19 protein-coding genes are annotated in these 16,520 nt (G+C 62.3%); 8 read left to right on the forward strand and 11 right to left on the reverse strand.

What is annotated here, in order from left to right; all coding sequences use genetic code 11:
• Positions 1-2: 2 nt before the first annotated feature.
• The 9 genes from LOY53_RS16845 to LOY53_RS16885 all read right to left on the reverse strand — a co-directional run bounded on the left by LOY53_RS16845 (position 3) and on the right by LOY53_RS16885 (position 8,701).
• On the reverse strand, positions 3-191 hold the full coding sequence (locus LOY53_RS16845) for a hypothetical protein (protein ID WP_027592667.1): 189 nt from the start codon (positions 189-191) through the stop codon (positions 3-5).
• Positions 192-250: 59 nt separating this feature from the next.
• Positions 251-1,813 (reverse strand): alkyl hydroperoxide reductase subunit F, encoded by a 1,563-nt coding sequence (gene ahpF / locus LOY53_RS16850; protein ID WP_099428855.1) that lies wholly within the window; start codon positions 1,811-1,813, stop codon positions 251-253.
• Positions 1,814-1,937: 124 nt separating this feature from the next.
• Positions 1,938-2,501, reverse strand: a complete 564-nt coding sequence (ahpC, locus tag LOY53_RS16855; RefSeq protein WP_027592669.1) for an alkyl hydroperoxide reductase subunit C — start codon at positions 2,499-2,501, stop codon at positions 1,938-1,940.
• A gap of 284 nt (positions 2,502-2,785) precedes the next feature.
• Positions 2,786-4,141 (reverse strand): glutathione-disulfide reductase, encoded by a 1,356-nt coding sequence (gorA, locus tag LOY53_RS16860; protein ID WP_258703025.1) that lies wholly within the window; start codon positions 4,139-4,141, stop codon positions 2,786-2,788.
• Between the two features lie 97 nt (positions 4,142-4,238).
• Positions 4,239-5,078, reverse strand: coding sequence for a UTP--glucose-1-phosphate uridylyltransferase GalU (gene galU, locus LOY53_RS16865; RefSeq protein WP_099454672.1), 840 nt, complete (start codon positions 5,076-5,078; stop codon positions 4,239-4,241).
• A gap of 47 nt (positions 5,079-5,125) precedes the next feature.
• Entirely contained in the window at positions 5,126-6,487 is a 1,362-nt protein-coding gene (locus LOY53_RS16870) for a UDP-glucose/GDP-mannose dehydrogenase family protein (RefSeq protein WP_258703026.1), read from the reverse strand.
• Positions 6,488-6,634: 147 nt separating this feature from the next.
• Positions 6,635-7,549: a c-type cytochrome gene (locus LOY53_RS16875; RefSeq protein ID WP_252824994.1), complete on the reverse strand. Its 915-nt coding sequence runs from the start codon at positions 7,547-7,549 to the stop codon at positions 6,635-6,637.
• Positions 7,546-8,196 carry a cytochrome c gene (locus LOY53_RS16880; protein ID WP_186681141.1) on the reverse strand — a complete coding sequence of 217 codons (651 nt, stop codon included), beginning with the start codon at positions 8,194-8,196 and terminating at the stop codon, positions 7,546-7,548. Before LOY53_RS16880 ends, LOY53_RS16875 begins: the two co-directional genes overlap by 4 nt.
• A 145-nt stretch (positions 8,197-8,341) precedes the next feature.
• Positions 8,342-8,701, reverse strand: coding sequence for a hypothetical protein (locus LOY53_RS16885; RefSeq protein ID WP_027592675.1), 360 nt, complete (start codon positions 8,699-8,701; stop codon positions 8,342-8,344).
• A gap of 160 nt (positions 8,702-8,861) precedes the next feature.
• On the opposite strand from LOY53_RS16885, the gene LOY53_RS16890 reads away from it, so the two are divergent.
• The 8 genes from LOY53_RS16890 (at position 8,862) to csrA (ending at position 14,639) form a co-directional block, all read left to right on the forward strand.
• The gene (locus tag LOY53_RS16890) at positions 8,862-9,164 is read left to right on the forward strand and encodes a DUF1883 domain-containing protein (RefSeq protein ID WP_027592676.1); all 303 of its coding nucleotides are present in this window, start codon (positions 8,862-8,864) and stop codon (positions 9,162-9,164) included.
• Positions 9,165-9,171: 7 nt separating this feature from the next.
• Positions 9,172-9,342 carry a hypothetical protein gene (locus tag LOY53_RS16895; RefSeq protein ID WP_099428851.1) on the forward strand — a complete coding sequence of 57 codons (171 nt, stop codon included), beginning with the start codon at positions 9,172-9,174 and terminating at the stop codon, positions 9,340-9,342.
• A 51-nt stretch (positions 9,343-9,393) separates the two neighbouring features.
• On the forward strand, positions 9,394-10,470 hold the full coding sequence (locus tag LOY53_RS16900) for a nitronate monooxygenase family protein (protein WP_258703027.1): 1,077 nt from the start codon (positions 9,394-9,396) through the stop codon (positions 10,468-10,470).
• Positions 10,471-10,576: 106 nt separating this feature from the next.
• Positions 10,577-11,335, forward strand: a complete 759-nt coding sequence (gene modA / locus LOY53_RS16905) for a molybdate ABC transporter substrate-binding protein (RefSeq protein ID WP_258703028.1) — start codon at positions 10,577-10,579, stop codon at positions 11,333-11,335.
• On the forward strand, positions 11,335-12,015 hold the full coding sequence (modB, locus tag LOY53_RS16910; protein WP_027592679.1) for a molybdate ABC transporter permease subunit: 681 nt from the start codon (positions 11,335-11,337) through the stop codon (positions 12,013-12,015). Before modA ends, modB begins: the two co-directional genes overlap by 1 nt.
• A gap of 1 nt (position 12,016) precedes the next feature.
• Entirely contained in the window at positions 12,017-13,108 is a 1,092-nt protein-coding gene (modC, locus tag LOY53_RS16915) for a molybdenum ABC transporter ATP-binding protein (protein WP_252824999.1), read from the forward strand.
• A 57-nt stretch (positions 13,109-13,165) separates the two neighbouring features.
• Positions 13,166-14,188 (forward strand): DNA topoisomerase IB, encoded by a 1,023-nt coding sequence (locus tag LOY53_RS16920; protein WP_252825001.1) that lies wholly within the window; start codon positions 13,166-13,168, stop codon positions 14,186-14,188.
• Between the two features lie 253 nt (positions 14,189-14,441).
• Positions 14,442-14,639 (forward strand): carbon storage regulator CsrA, encoded by a 198-nt coding sequence (gene csrA / locus LOY53_RS16925; protein ID WP_023381281.1) that lies wholly within the window; start codon positions 14,442-14,444, stop codon positions 14,637-14,639.
• Between the two features lie 46 nt (positions 14,640-14,685).
• Here the strand turns inward: csrA and LOY53_RS16930 are convergent, their stop codons facing one another.
• A complete protein-coding gene (locus LOY53_RS16930; protein WP_252825003.1) occupies positions 14,686-15,039 on the reverse strand; it encodes a response regulator in 354 nt (117 codons plus the stop codon).
• An 11-nt stretch (positions 15,040-15,050) separates the two neighbouring features.
• On the reverse strand, positions 15,051-16,496 hold the full coding sequence (locus LOY53_RS16935) for an ATPase domain-containing protein (RefSeq protein WP_252825005.1): 1,446 nt from the start codon (positions 16,494-16,496) through the stop codon (positions 15,051-15,053).
• Between the last annotated feature and the right edge of the window lie 24 nt (positions 16,497-16,520).

The raw sequence follows: 16,520 nt of genomic DNA on the forward strand, positions 1-16,520 counted from the left end.
CTTCAGTGCTCGGGGTCGGGGAAGTTGCGGCAGCTTTTGCGCTCGGCCAGTTCTTTATCGCTGGGGCGCTGGTCGACGAACACAGTGCGGCCGTCGGCGTAGATTTCCAGATAGCCCCAGTGCAGGTCCTGCTCCTTTTGCCCGGGCTTGGGTGGCACTAGCCACCAGGGTTCGCGGCTGATCAGGGTCATGGGTGAGATTCCTGAGGGTGTCTGGGGTAATCATAGACACCCTCAGGCTTGTGCTTGGCTTACGCCGGCGCCGAGGTGCGGATCAGGTGATCGAAGGCTGCCAGCGAAGCCTTGGCGCCCTCGCCTACTGCGATGACGATCTGCTTGTACGGCACCGTGGTCACATCCCCCGCGGCAAACACGCCTGGGATGTTGGTCGCGCCCTTGGCATCGACAATGATCTCGCCACGCGGCGACAGCTCCACCGTACCTTTCAGCCAGTCAGTGTTCGGCAGCAGACCGATCTGTACGAAGATGCCCTCCAGCGCCAGGTCATGCAGCTCATCGGTGGTGCGATCCTTGTAGCGCAAACCGGACACTTTCTCACCATTGCCCAGCACTTCGGTGGTCAGCGCGCTGGTGATCACCTTCACGTTCGGCAAGCTGTGCAGCTTGCGTTGCAACACGGCGTCAGCACGCAGTTGGCTGTCGAACTCGATCAGCGTCACCTGGGCGACAATGCCGGCCAGGTCGATGGCCGCTTCCACGCCAGAGTTGCCGCCGCCGATCACCGCCACACGCTTGCCCTTGAACAGCGGGCCGTCACAGTGCGGGCAGTAGGCCACGCCGCGACCGCGGTATTCCTGTTCACCCGGCACGTTCATTTCGCGCCAGCGGGCACCGGTGGCCAGGATCACGGTCTTGGCCTTGAGCGAGGCACCACCGGCCAGGCGTACTTCGTGCAGGCCGCCGTCGGTGGCAGGGATCAACGCCTCGCCGCGCTGCAGGTTCATGATGTCGACGTCGTACTGCTTGACGTGTTCTTCCAGCGCGGTGGCCAGCTTCGGCCCTTCGGTTTCCTGCACTGAAATGAAGTTTTCGATGGCCAGGGTGTCGAGCACCTGCCCACCAAAGCGCTCGGCGGCAACACCGGTGCGGATGCCTTTACGCGCGGCATAGATCGCCGCCGCGGCGCCGGCTGGGCCACCACCGACCACCAATACGTCGAATGCGTCCTTGGCGTTGATCTTCTCGGCCTGGCGGGTGCCGGCGCTGGTGTCGATCTTGCCCAGAATCTCTTCCAGGCCCATGCGGCCCTGGCCAAACACTTCGCCGTTCAGGTAAACGCTCGGCACCGCCATGATCTTGCGCGCTTCGACTTCGTCCTGGAACAGCGCGCCATCGATGGCCACATGGCGCACGTTGGGGTTGAGCACCGCCATCAGGTTCAGCGCCTGGACCACGTCCGGGCAGTTCTGGCACGACAGCGAGAAGTAGGTTTCGAAGGTGAATTCGCCTTCCAGCCCTTGGATCTGCTCGATCACGTCGGCGCTGGCCTTGGACGGGTGACCGCCGACTTGCAGCAGCGCCAGCACCAGGGAGGTGAATTCGTGGCCCATGGGGATGCCGGCGAAACGCAGGCTGATGTCAGCCCCCGGGCGGTTGAGCGAGAACGAAGGACGACGGGCGTCGCTTCCGTCCGCGCGCAGGGTAATCAGGTTCGACAGGCCGGCGATTTCCACCAGCAGGTCGTGCAATTCGCGGGACTTCGCGCCGTCGTCGAGGGAGGCAACGATCTCGATCGGCTGGGTGACCCGCTCCAGGTAGGTTTTCAGTTGCGATTTAAGCGTGGCGTCCAACATACGGGCGATTCCTTTTTCAATCTTCAGATACAAAAACGCCCAGGCAGTAGCGCCCGGGCGTTTGGCGGGGCGGTAGGTATTTCAGCTTTGGCGGCTGCTTACCGCCCGCGACTGGCGCACGACCTTAGATCTTGCCAACCAGGTCCAGCGACGGTGCCAGGGTGGCTTCGCCTTCTTTCCACTTGGCCGGGCAGACTTCGCCTGGGTGGGCGGCAACGTACTGGGCTGCCTTGACCTTGCGCAGCAGCTCGCTGGCGTCACGGCCTACACCACCGTCGTTGAGTTCGACGATCTTGATCTGGCCTTCTGGGTTAATCACGAAGGTACCGCGATCAGCCAGGCCGGCTTCTTCGATCAGTACGTCGAAGTTGCGCGAGATGATGTGGGTCGGGTCACCGATCAGCGGGTATTCGATCTTGCCGATGGTGTCCGAAGTGTCGTGCCAGGCTTTGTGGGTGAAGTGGGTGTCGGTGGACACGCCGTAGATCTCGACGCCCAGCTTCTGGAACTCGGCGTAGTTGTCAGCGAGGTCACCCAGTTCGGTTGGGCAGACGAAGGTGAAGTCGGCCGGGTAGAAGAACACGACAGACCACTTGCCTTTCAGGTCGGCTTCGCTGACCTGGACGAACTCGCCCTTGTGGTAGGCGGTGGCGTTGAACGGTTTGACTTGGCTGTTGATGATAGGCATGAGAGACGCTCCTTCATGGGGTTGGAATCAGTTGATGGAGAGAATCCTAACCGTTCATCCCATTGAAGGCTCATTGGCAAAGCTGATGCTGCTGATTGGTTTTGGCTATAACCAGGGTTTATTAATAGAAGAGATTGCGCTGAACAACGCGGCTGCTGCTTGTGTAGCAGAACCCTGTGGGAGCGGGTTTACCCACGAACACCGGCAAAACCGGTGCCATACACCGCGTTGTATTCTTCGCGGGTAAACCCGCTCCCACAGGGTGGTGTCGTCATACGCAATTATCAGCGTGTAACGGTACGCATGGTCACGAACTCTTCGGCCGCCGTCGGGTGTACACCGATGGTCTCGTCGAACTGCTGCTTGGTCGCCCCGGCTTTCAGCGCAATCCCCAGGCCCTGGACGATCTCGCCGGCATCCGGCCCGACCATGTGGCAACCCAGGACCTTGTCGGTCTCGGCATCGACCACCAGCTTCATCAGGGTCTTTTCCTGGATGTCGGTCAGGGTCAGCTTCATGGCCCGGAAACGGCTCTCGAAGATCTGCACCTTATGCCCAGCTTCCAGCGCCTGCTCTTCGGTCAGGCCGACAGTACCGATCGGCGGCTGGCTGAACACTGCGGTGGGGATGTTCTGGTAGTCCACCGGGCGGTACTGCTCGGGCTTGAACAACCGCCGTGCAACGGCCATGCCCTCGGCCAGGGCCACGGGGGTAAGCTGCACCCGGCCGATCACATCGCCGATGGCGAGGATCGATGGCGCGGTGGTCTGATACTGGTCGTCGACGCGAATGTAGCCGCGTGCATCCAGTTCGACGCCGGTGTTTTCCAGGCCCAGGTTGTCCAGCATCGGCCGGCGACCGGTGGCGTAGAACACGCAGTCGGCAACCAGCTCTCGGCCGTCCTTGAGGGTGGCCTTGAGGCTGCCGTCGTCCAGCTTGTCGATACGCTGGATGTCCGCATTGAACTGCAGCTCGAGGCCGCGTTTTTCCAGCTCTTCTTTCAGGTGCGTGCGCACCGAACCGTCGAAGCCACGCAGGAACAGGTCGCCGCGGTACAGCAAGGTGGTGTCGGCACCCAGGCCCTGGAAGATGCCGGCAAACTCGACGGCAATGTAACCACCGCCCACTACCAGCACACGGCGTGGCAATGCCTTGAGGTAGAACGCCTCGTTAGAGGTAATGGCCAGTTCTTTACCAGGGATGTCTGGCACCTGCGGCCAGCCACCGGTGGCGATGAGAATGTGCTCGGCCGTGTAGCGCTGGCCGTCGACGTCCACTTCGTTGGCGCCGGTCAGCCGTGCATGGCCTTGCAATAAGGTCACCCCGCTGTTGACCAGCAGGTTGCGGTAGATGCCGTTGAGGCGCTCGATTTCCCGGTTCTTGTTGGCAATCAGGGTGCCCCAGTCGAAATGCCCTTCTTCCAAGGTCCAGCCGAAGCCTGCGGCTTGCTCCAGCTCATCAGCGACGTGCGCACCATACACCAGCAGTTTTTTCGGCACACAGCCGACGTTGACGCAGGTACCACCCAGGTAGCGGCTCTCGGCCACTGCCACTTTCGCGCCAAAGCCCGCGGCAAAGCGCGCGGCGCGCACACCGCCGGACCCGGCACCAATCACGAACAAATCAAAATCGTAGGCCATTTATTCAGTCTCCTAGGCTGGCGCCCAGCATACCGCCGTTGGCCGCCGCAAACAAAAAAGCCACCCCGAAGGGTGGCTCTCAGACCTGCCAGGCTTATCAGTAAGCCTTGCCAGTCTTGTAGTAGTTCTCGAAGCAGAAGTTGGTTGCGTCGATGTAGCCTTCGGCGCCACCGCAGTCGAAACGCTGGCCCTTGAACTTGTAGGCAATCACACAGCCATCTTTGGCCTGCTGCAGCAGGGCGTCGGTGATCTGGATTTCACCACCTTTGCCCGGCTTGGTGTTGGCGATGATATCGAAGATATCCGGGGTCAGGATGTAGCGACCAATGATCGCCAGGTTCGATGGCGCGTCTTCAGGGGCCGGTTTTTCGACCATGTCAGTGACGCGGAAGATGTCGTCGCGGATCATTTCGCCGGCGATCACACCGTACTTGTTGGTTTCCTGCGGGTCGACTTCCTGGATGGCAACGATCGAGCAGCGGTACTGCTTGAACAGTTTGACCATCTGGGTCAGTACACCGTCACCTTCCGGGTTGACGCACAGGTCGTCGGCCAGGACGACGGCGAACGGTTCGTCGCCGATCAGCGGGCGGCCGGTGAGGATCGCGTGGCCCAGGCCCTTCATTTCGGTCTGACGGGTGTAGGAGAAAGAGCACTCGTTGAGCAGACGACGGATGCCGACCAGGTATTTTTCCTTATCGGTGCCCTTGATCTGGTTTTCCAGCTCGTAGCTGATGTCGAAGTGGTCTTCCAGGGCACGCTTGCCACGGCCAGTCACGATGGAGATCTCGTTCAGCCCGGCATCCAGCGCTTCTTCAACGCCATACTGGATCAGCGGCTTGTTGACCACCGGCAGCATTTCCTTGGGCATGGCTTTGGTAGCGGGCAGGAAGCGGGTGCCGTAGCCGGCGGCCGGGAACAAGCATTTTTTGATCATATACGTCCTTAACGAAGGCTAGGCCTGTGGAATTCGGCGCAGTCTAATCAGGCGGCAGTCACCTTACAATGCCCCACCTGAGGCCGACCGATGCCATGATAGAGATAACCCAGTGTAGATAGTTCCTGAGCATCGTAAATATTGCGACCATCGAATACCACTGGCATGCGCATAAGCCCCCGCACCCGCACGAAATCCGGCTGCCTGAACTGCTTCCATTCGGTCACCAGTACCAGGGCGTCCGCACCTTCGACGCAGGCGTAAGGGTCTTCGCTCAAGCGCAGTTGGCCCGTGGCCAAGGCGTGCGGGTAGCGCCCTGCCATGCCGCCCAGCGCCACCGGGTCGCAGGCCTGTACCCGCGCCCCAGCCGCCAGCAAGGCGTCGATCAGCACCAGGCTGGGCGCCTCGCGCAGGTCGTCGGTACCGGGTTTGAACGCCAACCCCCACAGCGCCACGCTACGCCCACGCATGAAGCCGCCAAAATGCTGGTGCAGCGCTTTGAACAATAAGGTCTTCTGCACTTCGTTGCGGGCTTGCACCGCCTGCAGGATACCCGCCGGGTAGCCAAGCTGCTCGGCGGTGCGGATCAGCGCCCGGACATCCTTGGGGAAGCACGAGCCGCCATAACCACACCCGGCATAGATGAAATGGCTGCCGATGCGCCGGTCGCTGCCAATGCCTCGTCGCACCTGCTCGATATCCACGTCCAACTGCGCACAAAGCCCGGCCAGCTCGTTGATGAAGGAGATCTTGGTGGCCAGAAAGGCATTGGCGGCGTATTTGCTGAATTCGGCGGCGCGCGGCGCCATCAACAGAATGCGTTCACGGTTACGCACAAACGGCGCATACAGCCGCTGCAGGCACTGGCTGGCGGCTGCGCTGTCGGTGCCGATAATGATGCGGTCCGGGCGCATGAAGTCTTCGAGGGCGCTACCCTCCTTGAGAAACTCGGGGTTGCTCGCCACCTCGACAACGAAGCCTGCGCCACGCTCGCGCAGGCCAAGCGCAATGTGCCGAGCTACGCGTTCTGCGGTGCCTACGGGAACAGTCGACTTGTTCACCACCAGGCACGGGTGGGTCAGGTGTCGCCCCAGGCTGTCGGCCACGGCCAGCACATGCTGCAGGTCGGCTGAGCCGTCTTCCTGGCTCGGTGTGCCGACCGCGATGAACACCACCTCGGCGCCGGCCAGGGCCTGCTGCCAGTCATCGCTAAAGGCCAGCCGGCCCGCCTGCATGCCGCTGTGCAACAGCGCCTGCAGGCCTGGCTCGTGGATCGGGCAGTGGCCTTGGCGCAGTTGCATCAGGCGTTGCGGGTCGCGTTCCAGGCAGACCACGCGATTGCCCATTTCGGCAAAACAGGCCGCCGTCACCAAACCGACATACCCCGCCCCGATCACACAGAGTTCCATGGCCGCGCTCCTTGAGGATGATGGCGGCCATTGCAACCCGGCAGTGGTTGCAGGGCGGTGACGGGTAGATGACAAAAAACGGTTGTTGCCTGTACTGGCCTCTTCGCGGTCCGACTTGTCCGCGAAGACGCCAGCACATCAACCCTATCAGCTACCGGTTCCCTGCCCGATCAGCACCCCCTCGACCTTCTGCCCATACAGGTTCACCCCGTCATTGGCATGAAACTTCAGCCGCGTCTTCTCAATAGAGCCCTCCACCAACCGGGGGTCCTGCGGCCGCTCATGGCGGTTGATCCATGCCGCCACATCCCAGGCCTGTTCATCGCTGAGGCTGCCAGGCCTGCCCAGCGGCATGTTGTATTTGATGAAGGACGCCGCCGTGTTGATACGGTGCATCCCGGCCCCCCAGTTGTAGGAATCCTTGCCCCACAGCGGCGGCATCACATACTCGCCGGCCACCTGCTGCCCTTCCCCATTGTCGCCGTGGCAAATCGCACACTGGTCACGGTAGACCTGCTGGCCACGCTTGAAGTCGTAGCCACCCTTGGGCTGAGGGACATCCGGGTAGCCGCGCCCGGCGATCTCCACGCCTGTCGGCGCCTTGGTCGACAACCAGTAGGCATACACCGACAACGCCGTCATCTGCGGGCTGTCTGCCGCCGGTGGTTTGCCATTCATGCTGAACTGGAAACACCCCTGAATGCGCTCGGCATAGGTGTTGACCTTGTCGTTTTTCTTGCGATACGCCGGGTACATCGGATACGCACCCCACATCGGCGCGGAGTGGGCCAGACGCCCCTGATCAAGGTGGCAGTTGCTGCAATTCATGCCGTTGCCGACGGCTTCCGGCATCAGCCGCCGGGTATCGACAAACAGCGCATGGCCCTGGCGGACCATCTTGCCAAAGGCATTGTCCGGCAACTCGCTCTCGGCTGGCGGGACGAACTGCGGTGCGGCCTGCACGCCCGGCACTTTCAACTGCGACTGGTCTTCCATGGCGATCGGGGCTGCCTGGGCACTGCCCATGGCCAGCAGCAGCACGGCTGGAATCATCGGCTTCATGGCGTGACCTCCGGGTGGGCGGGACGGGCGAAGAACGCGGCAATCGCCTTGACCTCGTCATCGGTCATGGCCTTGGCCACGCCGACCATCAGTTGGTTGGGGTCATTGCTGCGGCTGCCGTCGCGCCAGGCATTCAGTTGGGCTACCAGGTAAGCCGCAGGCTGGCCTGCAAGCGGTGGGAAATGCTCACCCACGCCGCTGCCGCCTGGGCCGTGGCATTGCACACACCCCGGAATCTGCCGCCCCCAGTCGCCATACAGTGCCAGGCGCGTGGTGGGGTCATCGGCTATCTGCTGGCGGCGCAGATCGGCTGCTGGCTCAGCCGGGAGGCTGGCCAGGTAGGCACTGACGGCTTTGATTTCGTCGTCGCTCAGGGCCTTGGCAAGCGGCTCCATAACCGGCTGCTTGCGGGTGCCATTGCGCCAATCCTGCAATTGCTTGCTGAGGTAACCGGCCGGCAGGCCGGCCAAGCGAGGGAACCCGGCAGCGGCAATGCCCTTGCCGTCTGGGCCATGGCAACCTATACAGGCCATGGCGGCGGGGTTCGCCCCGCCCTGGGTGAAGATCTTCTGGCCATCGGCGGCATGCGCCGTGGGCCAGGCCAGGATCAGCAGGCTGCCGATCACGACTCGACTCAACGGGGTCATCACGAATCTCCATTTCTTTTGTTATAAGCTTAGGCTTAAAAAACATAAGCAAATGGATACTAGACCCGTAGGGCAAGTCGCAACAACGCCAACACCTACCAGGTGACAGCTATTGGCCTTTTAACCGCGCATCCGTTGCGCCAGATCAATGGCCAGAAATGCACTGCGTCGCTGCGGTGCGCACATCACCCAGGCGCAACGGGAAGTTGTTCAACCGTTCATGCAATTTGATGCTGCTGCCGCTGCCACGCGAGTCGATATCGACCAGTGCCGCCGGCCCAGCCCCGGCCGTGAGCTTTTGCGGGACGATCAGGCGCAAGCCATCACCGCGTTGCTCCTCGACCAACGGATCACGGGTATCGGCCAGCTTCTGCTTGACGCAATCGGCGTATTCACGCGGTGTCTTGCCAGACATCACATCCAGCGTTTCATGTGACTGTTCAAGCTCCGAAACGCTGACACAGCCCCCAAGCCCCAGGAACAACGCCGCCACCATCCACTTCATTTGCAGCACCTCTGCCATCAAGAATCCAGTTCGACCACAGCCAGGCCTGTTTGCTCCCTGCTTTGGCAGAATTATCTGCGCCTGGCCATCGAGCGCGGCAGCTTAGCGTGACATCGTGGTATCTTTCGCCTTTGCAGATCCAAACCTTGCGGAGCATCACATGAAATTCGTACACCAGCGCGAGCACCTCAACGAGGACGATATCGTCGTCATCGAGTGTTCCCAGCGCTGCAACATCCGCCTGATGAACGACGCCAACTTCCGCAGCTTCAAAAATGGCGGTCGACACACCTACCATGGTGGTGCCTTCGACAAGTTCCCGGCCAAGATCACCGTTCCAAGTACCGGTTTCTGGAACATCACCCTCGATACCGTGACCACGCGCCCGATCTCGGTAACGCGCAAGCCGACCTTGACCCACAAGATCAAGATCATCCGTCGCTCGTCGTCGAAACTCAGATAAGACCGCCATGACCCAGACCATCAAGTACGTCATCAAATACAAACTCGACGGCGAGCGCCGTTGGGATTTCGCACTCATGACCGATGCCTCCCAGGAGCAGGCGCTGCAAGCGCTGCGCAAGATCCACGGCGATGACGCCGAAAAGATCAGCGACATCCAGGTCAGCAAGGCCCTGTAAACGCCCCGCAGTTACTGCCGCACCGATCACACCGCCCGCAAGGAGAGCCGCATGAGCCCTTGGCCCGACCGCCGTATCCTCGATCTGCTGGGCATTGAAGTGCCTATTCTGCAGGCACCGATGGCAGGTGCGACGGGCTCGGCCATGGCCATTGCCGTGGGCGCTGCGGGCGGCCTTGGCGCACTGCCCTGCGCCATGTTGAGCAGTGACCAGCTACGTGATGAGATCGAAGCGTTCCGCGCCGCCTGCCCTGCCCGGCCGCTGAACCTGAACTTCTTCTGCCACCAACCACCACCGCCCGACGCGATCCGCGAGACGCGCTGGAAGCAGGCACTCAAGCCTTACTACAACGAGGTGGGTGCCGATTTCGACGCCCCTACCCCGATCTCCAACCGCGCGCCGTTCGATGAGCAAAGCTGCCAGTTGGTCGAGCAGTTGCGCCCTGAAGTGGTGAGCTTTCACTTTGGCCTGCCCGAGCCCCACCTGCTGCAACGGGTCAAGGCCAGTGGTGCCAAGGTGCTGTCCAGTGCTACCACGGTGGAAGAAGCGCTGTGGCTGGAGCGTAACGGCTGCGACGCGATCATCGCCATGGGCTATGAAGCGGGTGGCCATCGCGGCATGTTCCTCAGCGAAGACATCAGCAGCCAGATTGGCACCTTCGCCCTGGTGCCGCAGATCGTCGACGCGGTCACGCTGCCTGTGATTGCGGCCGGGGGCATCGCCGACCACCGTGGCCTGGTCGCGGCCCTTGCCTTGGGCGCTTCGGCCGTGCAGATCGGCACGGCCTACCTGTTCTGCCCCGAAGCCAAGGTGTCTGCGGCCCACCGCCGCGCGCTGGACACCGCGCCCGCCAGCGACACGGCCCTGACCAACCTGTTCACCGGCCGCCCGGCGCGGGGCATCAACAACCGCATCATGCGTGAACTAGGGCCGATGAGCGACCTGGCACCGCGCTTCCCGCTGGCGGGTGGCGCATTGATGCCACTGCGTGCAATCACCGACCCGCAAGGCAACAGCGACTTCAGCAACCTGTGGTCGGGCCAGGCGCTGCGCTTGGGCAGGCACATGCCGGCAGCTGAGCTGACCCAGGAAATTGCTAGCAAGGCACTGCAAACGCTATCGCGCTGAACAGCACTTGCAGGCCATTACCGCCGTCGTCGTCCAGCCCCCTTCCCGGCCAATGGCCTATCGCTATATAGTTCACGCTATAACGATAACCCTAGGAGCTGTCTTCATGCGTATCCGCCCACTCCACCTGGCCGCCACTGCCCTGGCCAGCCTGATCTGCCTGAACACTGCCTGGGCCGACGAAGTCCAGGTCGCGGTCGCAGCGAACTTCACAGCCCCCATCCAGGCCATTGCCAAAGACTTTGAAAAGGACACCGGCCACACGCTGGTCGCCGCCTATGGTGCTACCGGGCAGTTCTACGCCCAGATCAAGAATGGCGCACCGTTCGAAGTGTTCCTCGCCGCCGACGACAGCACCCCAGCCAAGCTCGAGCAGGAAAAGGAAATCGTCCCAGGTTCGCGTTTCACCTACGCCATCGGCACCCTGGCCCTGTGGTCGGCGAAGGAAGGGTACGTGGATGCCAAGGGAGACGTGCTGAAGCAGAACACGTACAAGCACCTGTCCATTGCCAACCCTAAAGCCGCCCCCTACGGCCTGGCCGCGACCCAGGTGATCGACAAGCTGAAACTGACCGAGGCCACCCAGGGGAAGATCGTCGAAGGGCAGAACATCACCCAAGCCTTCCAGTTCGTGTCCACCGGCAATGCCGAACTGGGCTTCGTCGCGCTGTCGCAGATCTACAAGGACGGCAAAGTCACCAGCGGCTCGGCCTGGATCGTGCCATCCAACCTGCACGACCCGATCCGCCAGGACGCCGTGATCCTTAACAAAGGTAAGGACAGTGCCGCTGCCAAGGCGCTGGTCGAGTACCTGAAAGGCCCGAAAGCCGCCGCGGTAATCAAATCCTACGGTTATGAGCTCTGATGCCACTGGACGCCAGTGACCTGGGTGCCATCTGGCTGACCATCAAACTGGCCAGCCTGACCACCTTGATCCTGCTGATCGTCGGCACGCCCATCGCCTGGTGGCTGGCGCGCACGCGCTCTTGGCTGCGCGGGCCGGTGGGCGCGGTGGTGGCCCTGCCGCTGGTGCTACCACCGACGGTCATCGGCTTTTACCTGCTGATCGCCCTCGGGCCCCATGGCTGGCTTGGCCAGGCCACCCAGGCATTGGGCCTGGGCAGCGTGGTATTCAGCTTCAGCGGGTTAGTGATCGGCTCGGTGATTTACTCCATGCCCTTCGTGGTGCAGCCCTTGCAAAACGCCTTTGGCGCGATCGGCCAACGGCCGCTGGAAGTCGCTGCCACCCTGCGCGCCAGCCCATGGGACACCTTCGTCCATGTGGTACTGCCGCTGGCCCGCCCCGGGTTCATCACCGCCAGCATTCTGGGCTTTGCCCATACCGTGGGCGAGTTCGGCGTGGTGCTGATGATCGGTGGCAACATCCCCGACAAAACCCGTGTGGTCTCGGTGCAGATCTTCGATCACGTCGAGGCCATGGAGTATGCGCAAGCCCACTGGCTGGCCGGTGCCATGCTGGTGTTCTCGTTCCTGGTGCTGCTCCTACTGTACGCTGGGCGCCGCGGCAAAGCTGGCTGGAGCTGAAATGACTGCATCGATTGTGGCGCGCCTGAAGCTGGCGCGCGACGACTTTACCCTGGATGTCGACCTGCAACTGCCAGGGCGCGGGATCAGCGCGCTGTTCGGCCATTCCGGGTCTGGCAAAACCTCCTGCCTGCGCTGCCTGGCAGGGCTGGAGCGCGCCGCCAGCGCCTACATCGAAGTCAATGGCGAGGTCTGGGAAGACAGCAGCCGCGGCTATTTTCAAGCACCTCACCTGCGCCCGGTGGGCTATGTATTCCAAGAAGCCAGCCTGTTCCCGCACTTGTCGGTGCGCGGCAACCTGGAGTTTGGCTGGCGCCGGGTCGCACCAACCGAGCGCAAGGTCAGCCTCGAACAGGCCTGCCAGTTGCTGGGCATCGGCCACCTGCTTGCACGTCGGCCCGCTACGTTGTCCGGCGGTGAGGCGCAGCGGGTCGGTATCGCCCGCGCGCTGCTGAGCAGCCCACGGCTATTGTTGATGGACGAGCCGTTGGCTGCCCTCGATGGGCCGCGCAAGCGCGAAATCCTGCCGTACCTGGAGCGCCTGCATGACGAGCTGGATATCCCGCTGGTGTATGTCAGCCATGCCCAGGACGAAGTAGCGCGCCTTGCCGACCACCTGGTGTTGCTGGAGCAAGGCCAGGCCGTGGCCAGCGGCCCGATAGGCGAAACGCTTGCACGCCTGGACCTGTCGCTGGCCCAGGGCGAAGATGCCGGCGTCGTGTTCGAAGGCTTGGTAGTCGGGCATGACCCCCATTACGACCTGCTCGACCTGCGCCTGCCCGGCAGCGGCGCGCCGATACTGCGCATTGCCCACCCCGCCCACGTCATGGGCAGCACCCTGCGGGTAAAGGTGCAGGCACGCGACGTGAGCCTGGCCCTGACGGCGGACAGCGCCTCCAGCATTCTCAACCGGTTACCGGTACAGGTGCGTGAAAGCCGCCCGGCAGACAACCCGGCCCATGTGCTGGTGAGCCTGGATGCCGGGGGCAATGCCTTGCTCGCGCGCATCACCCGCTTCTCGGCAGATCAGCTCGGCCTGCACCCAGGCCAGGCCCTTATCGCCCAGATCAAGTCGGTGGCTTTATTGGGCTGAGCAACCCTGACGCGGCCGTTGTCCATTGTTCAGAGACCTGATCGAGGCCTGCCGCCAATGCTCGACTGCCCCCTGCCCCGCACCCTGCATTACGTTGACGACAGCCAACCTGGCCTGAGCCGACGGCGCTGGCGCGACCGCTTCATCTACTTGGACACCGAGGGGCAGCGGGTTCGCGACGCCGACACCCTCGCACGCATTGCCGCACTGGTGATCCCCCCGGCCTACAGCGATGTGTGGATCTGCGCCGACCCGCAAGGTCATCTGCAAGCCACCGGACGCGACGCCCGTGGCCGCAAGCAGTACCGCTACCACGAACAATGGCGCGAACTGCGCGATCAGCACAAATATGGACGCATGTTGGCGTTTGCCCAGGCACTGCCAAAATTGCGCTCGCAACTGGAGGCCCACCTGGCCCGCCCGGGCCTGGACCGGGAAAAGGTGATGGCACTGGTCGTCAGCCTGCTGGATCACACCCTGATCCGTATTGGCAACCAGCGTTACCTGCGCGACAACCAGTCATACGGGCTGACCACGCTGCGCAACCGTCACGTCAAGGTGCAAGGCGGCACCATCCGCTTCCAGTTCCGCGGCAAGCGTGGCGTCGAGCACGATGTCACCTTGCACGACCGGCGCCTGGCCAACCTACTCAAGCGCTGCATGGAGCTGCCGGGCCAGGCGCTGTTCCAGTACCTCGACGAAGAGGGCCAACGCCACAGCATCGGTTCCAGCGATATCAACCAGTTCTTGCAGGCGCTCACTGGCGCTGACTTCACCGCCAAAGACTACCGCACCTGGGCCGGCAGCAGCCTTGCGCTGAACCTGCTCAGGCCGCTGGCCTGGGAGCCGGAAACTGAAGCGAAACGCCAGGTCGCTGCCATCGTCAAGCAGGTCGCCACGCGCTTGGGCAATACCCCGGCGGTGTGCCGGCGCTGCTACATCCACCCGGCCGTGCTCGAACACTTTGCCCTCGGCCGCCTGGCCAGCTTGCCACGCAAACGTAATCGCAAAGGCCTGGACCCAGAGGAAGTGGCGCTATTGTTATTTCTGCAGGCGTTGGAGGAACAGGACGATCATTGACACTGTCTATTTAGGCCATGATGCAGAGAAATTTCCCATCCGAGCTGAACCCCCCTATTCTTGCCACCGAGCACCTTCGCCGGGACACCGCTTGCGGCAGTTACCGGCGCCTGCACCTGAAGATACGCAACAGAATTTGTCTGTCGGGGAATTCCTATCCGCCGAAAGCGTCTTTAATGAGAAGGAAGAGGGACTGGCTCCCACCGCCGCGGCAATTAGCCCGACGGATTTCAACATTACCAAGGAGAACTACATGCTGATACTCACCCGTAAGGTTGGCGAAAGCATCGTCATCAACGATGACATCAAAGTCACCATTCTGGGCGTCAAAGGGATGCAGGTGAGGATTGGCATCGATGCACCGAAAGATGTTCAGGTGCACCGCGAAGAGATCTTCAAGCGTATCCAAGCTGGCAACCCAGCCCCGGAAAAGCACGACGACTCGCACTGAGCGGCCCTGCCTCAAGCCGCACGGACGCGCTTGATCGACCTGCGCCTCAGGTGCCCAGCAGTTCGCGCACCTTGGCGATCATCCTGTCCATATCGAAGGGCTTGTCAAACACCGCGGCGAACAGCTCCGGGCATCCTTGGCTGGCCTGCGCGCCGCTCATGAGGATGACCGGCAAGTCGCTGAGCTGCAGCTCATCGCGCATCCTGCGTGCCAGCTCTTCACCATTGAGCAATGGCATCATGTAGTCGGTGATCACCAGTTCGACGCGTTTTTCCTTCAGTGCTTCCAGCGCCCTCAGGCCATTGCTCGCCTTTTCCACCAGATAACCTTCATCCTCCAGGGCAAAGCCGAGGATGTCGGCGATCAGGTATTCGTCATCGACAATCAGAATGGTGTTCATCAGCCGTCCCGTCACCCGCCGCCTTGCTGCACCGGCGTCCCCGAGAGCACGCCGCTGGCACCCTCGAAGGCCTTGCGCAAAGTAATGCCCTGCGGGCCGAGCAACAGCTCGTGCAGCGCGGGATCATGGTGGCTGTCACGCACCTTGAGAATCGACAGCATGCGCCGCAGCTGGGAATCCAGTTCGACGAAGCGCATCAGCATCAAGTTGTCGACGATGCTCGACAAATCCGGTGCCGGGGCCATGATTTCCGACCCGAACATGTCACGCATCTCCCAGGTCAGCAGCACACTGACGTCTCTCGCCCGCAATTCGCCGGTCAAGGCGCGGAAAAAAGCGTTGAGCCGCGCCGGGTCAACTGCCAAACGACTGAAAGCGCCCAGGCTGTCGATCACCACACGCTTGCTGCCTTGGGCCTCTACACGCGCCAATAAGCGCGCACCAACCTGGTCCAGCAAACCCTCCGTGGTGGGCTGCCAGCACAGCTGCAGCGCACCTTCGCGCTCCAGTGCGGCAAAATCGTAGCCCAGCGATGCCGCCTTGAGGCGCAGGCGTTCGGGCGTTTCGTAGAAGCCGAAATGCACACCAGGGGCTTCTTTCGTGCACGCGCTAAGGAAGGCCAGGCCCAGGGACGTCTTGCCGATACCGGAGGGCCCCATGATCAGGCTGACCGAGCCTGTGGCCAGCCCGCCGTCGAGCATTTCATCCAGGCTCGGAATGCCCGAAGAAACACGGCTCAGGCTGGCGTTGCCCAGGTGGCTGGGGTGGCTGAACAGCGATTCCAGACGTGGAAAAACATGCATGCCCGCTTCATCGATCAAGCATTCATGGCGCCCCGACAGGGCTGCGCTGCCACGCGTCTTGCGCAGTTGAATATGGCGCACGGCACGGCTGCCCACCAGTTGCTCGCCCAGTTCGAGCACACCATCGACCATGGTGTGCTCCGGGCTACCCTCGTCCAGCCGGGCGCTGGTCAACAACAGCAGGGTGCAGCCGGCAAAAGCGGCGTGGCCTTGCAGTTCTGACACGAATTTCTTGGTGTCCAGGGTCGTTTCGGCGCGCACGCGGGCATTGAGCACCCCATCGACGATCAGCAGGCTGGCCTGCTGCCGGTTGATTTCCTGGCGCAGCAGCTTGACCACGGCATCGAGCCCTTCCTGCTCCAGGGTATCGAAGGCACTGACAAACTGGATCTGGTCGCCCACCAGGGTCGGATCAAAAAACGCCAGCGTCCCAAGGTATTGGAACAGCCGCTCGTGCGATTCACTGAGCAACGTCGCCACCAACACCCTGCCGCCACCCTGTACGTGGCCACAGGCCAACTGATTGGCGAGTATGGTTTTGCCCGCCCCAGGCGGGCCTTGAATAATGTAGGACGCGCCCGCGACCAGCCCGCCCTTGAGCAGGGCATCGAGCCCTTCGATCCCCGTCACCAGCCGCTTGAGTGCTTGTGCCATGGTGTGTACCTGTAGGTTGGCGAT

The sequence above is a fragment of the Pseudomonas sp. B21-031 genome, assembly GCF_024748985.1.
Taxonomy (GTDB): domain Bacteria; phylum Pseudomonadota; class Gammaproteobacteria; order Pseudomonadales; family Pseudomonadaceae; genus Aquipseudomonas; species Aquipseudomonas kermanshahensis.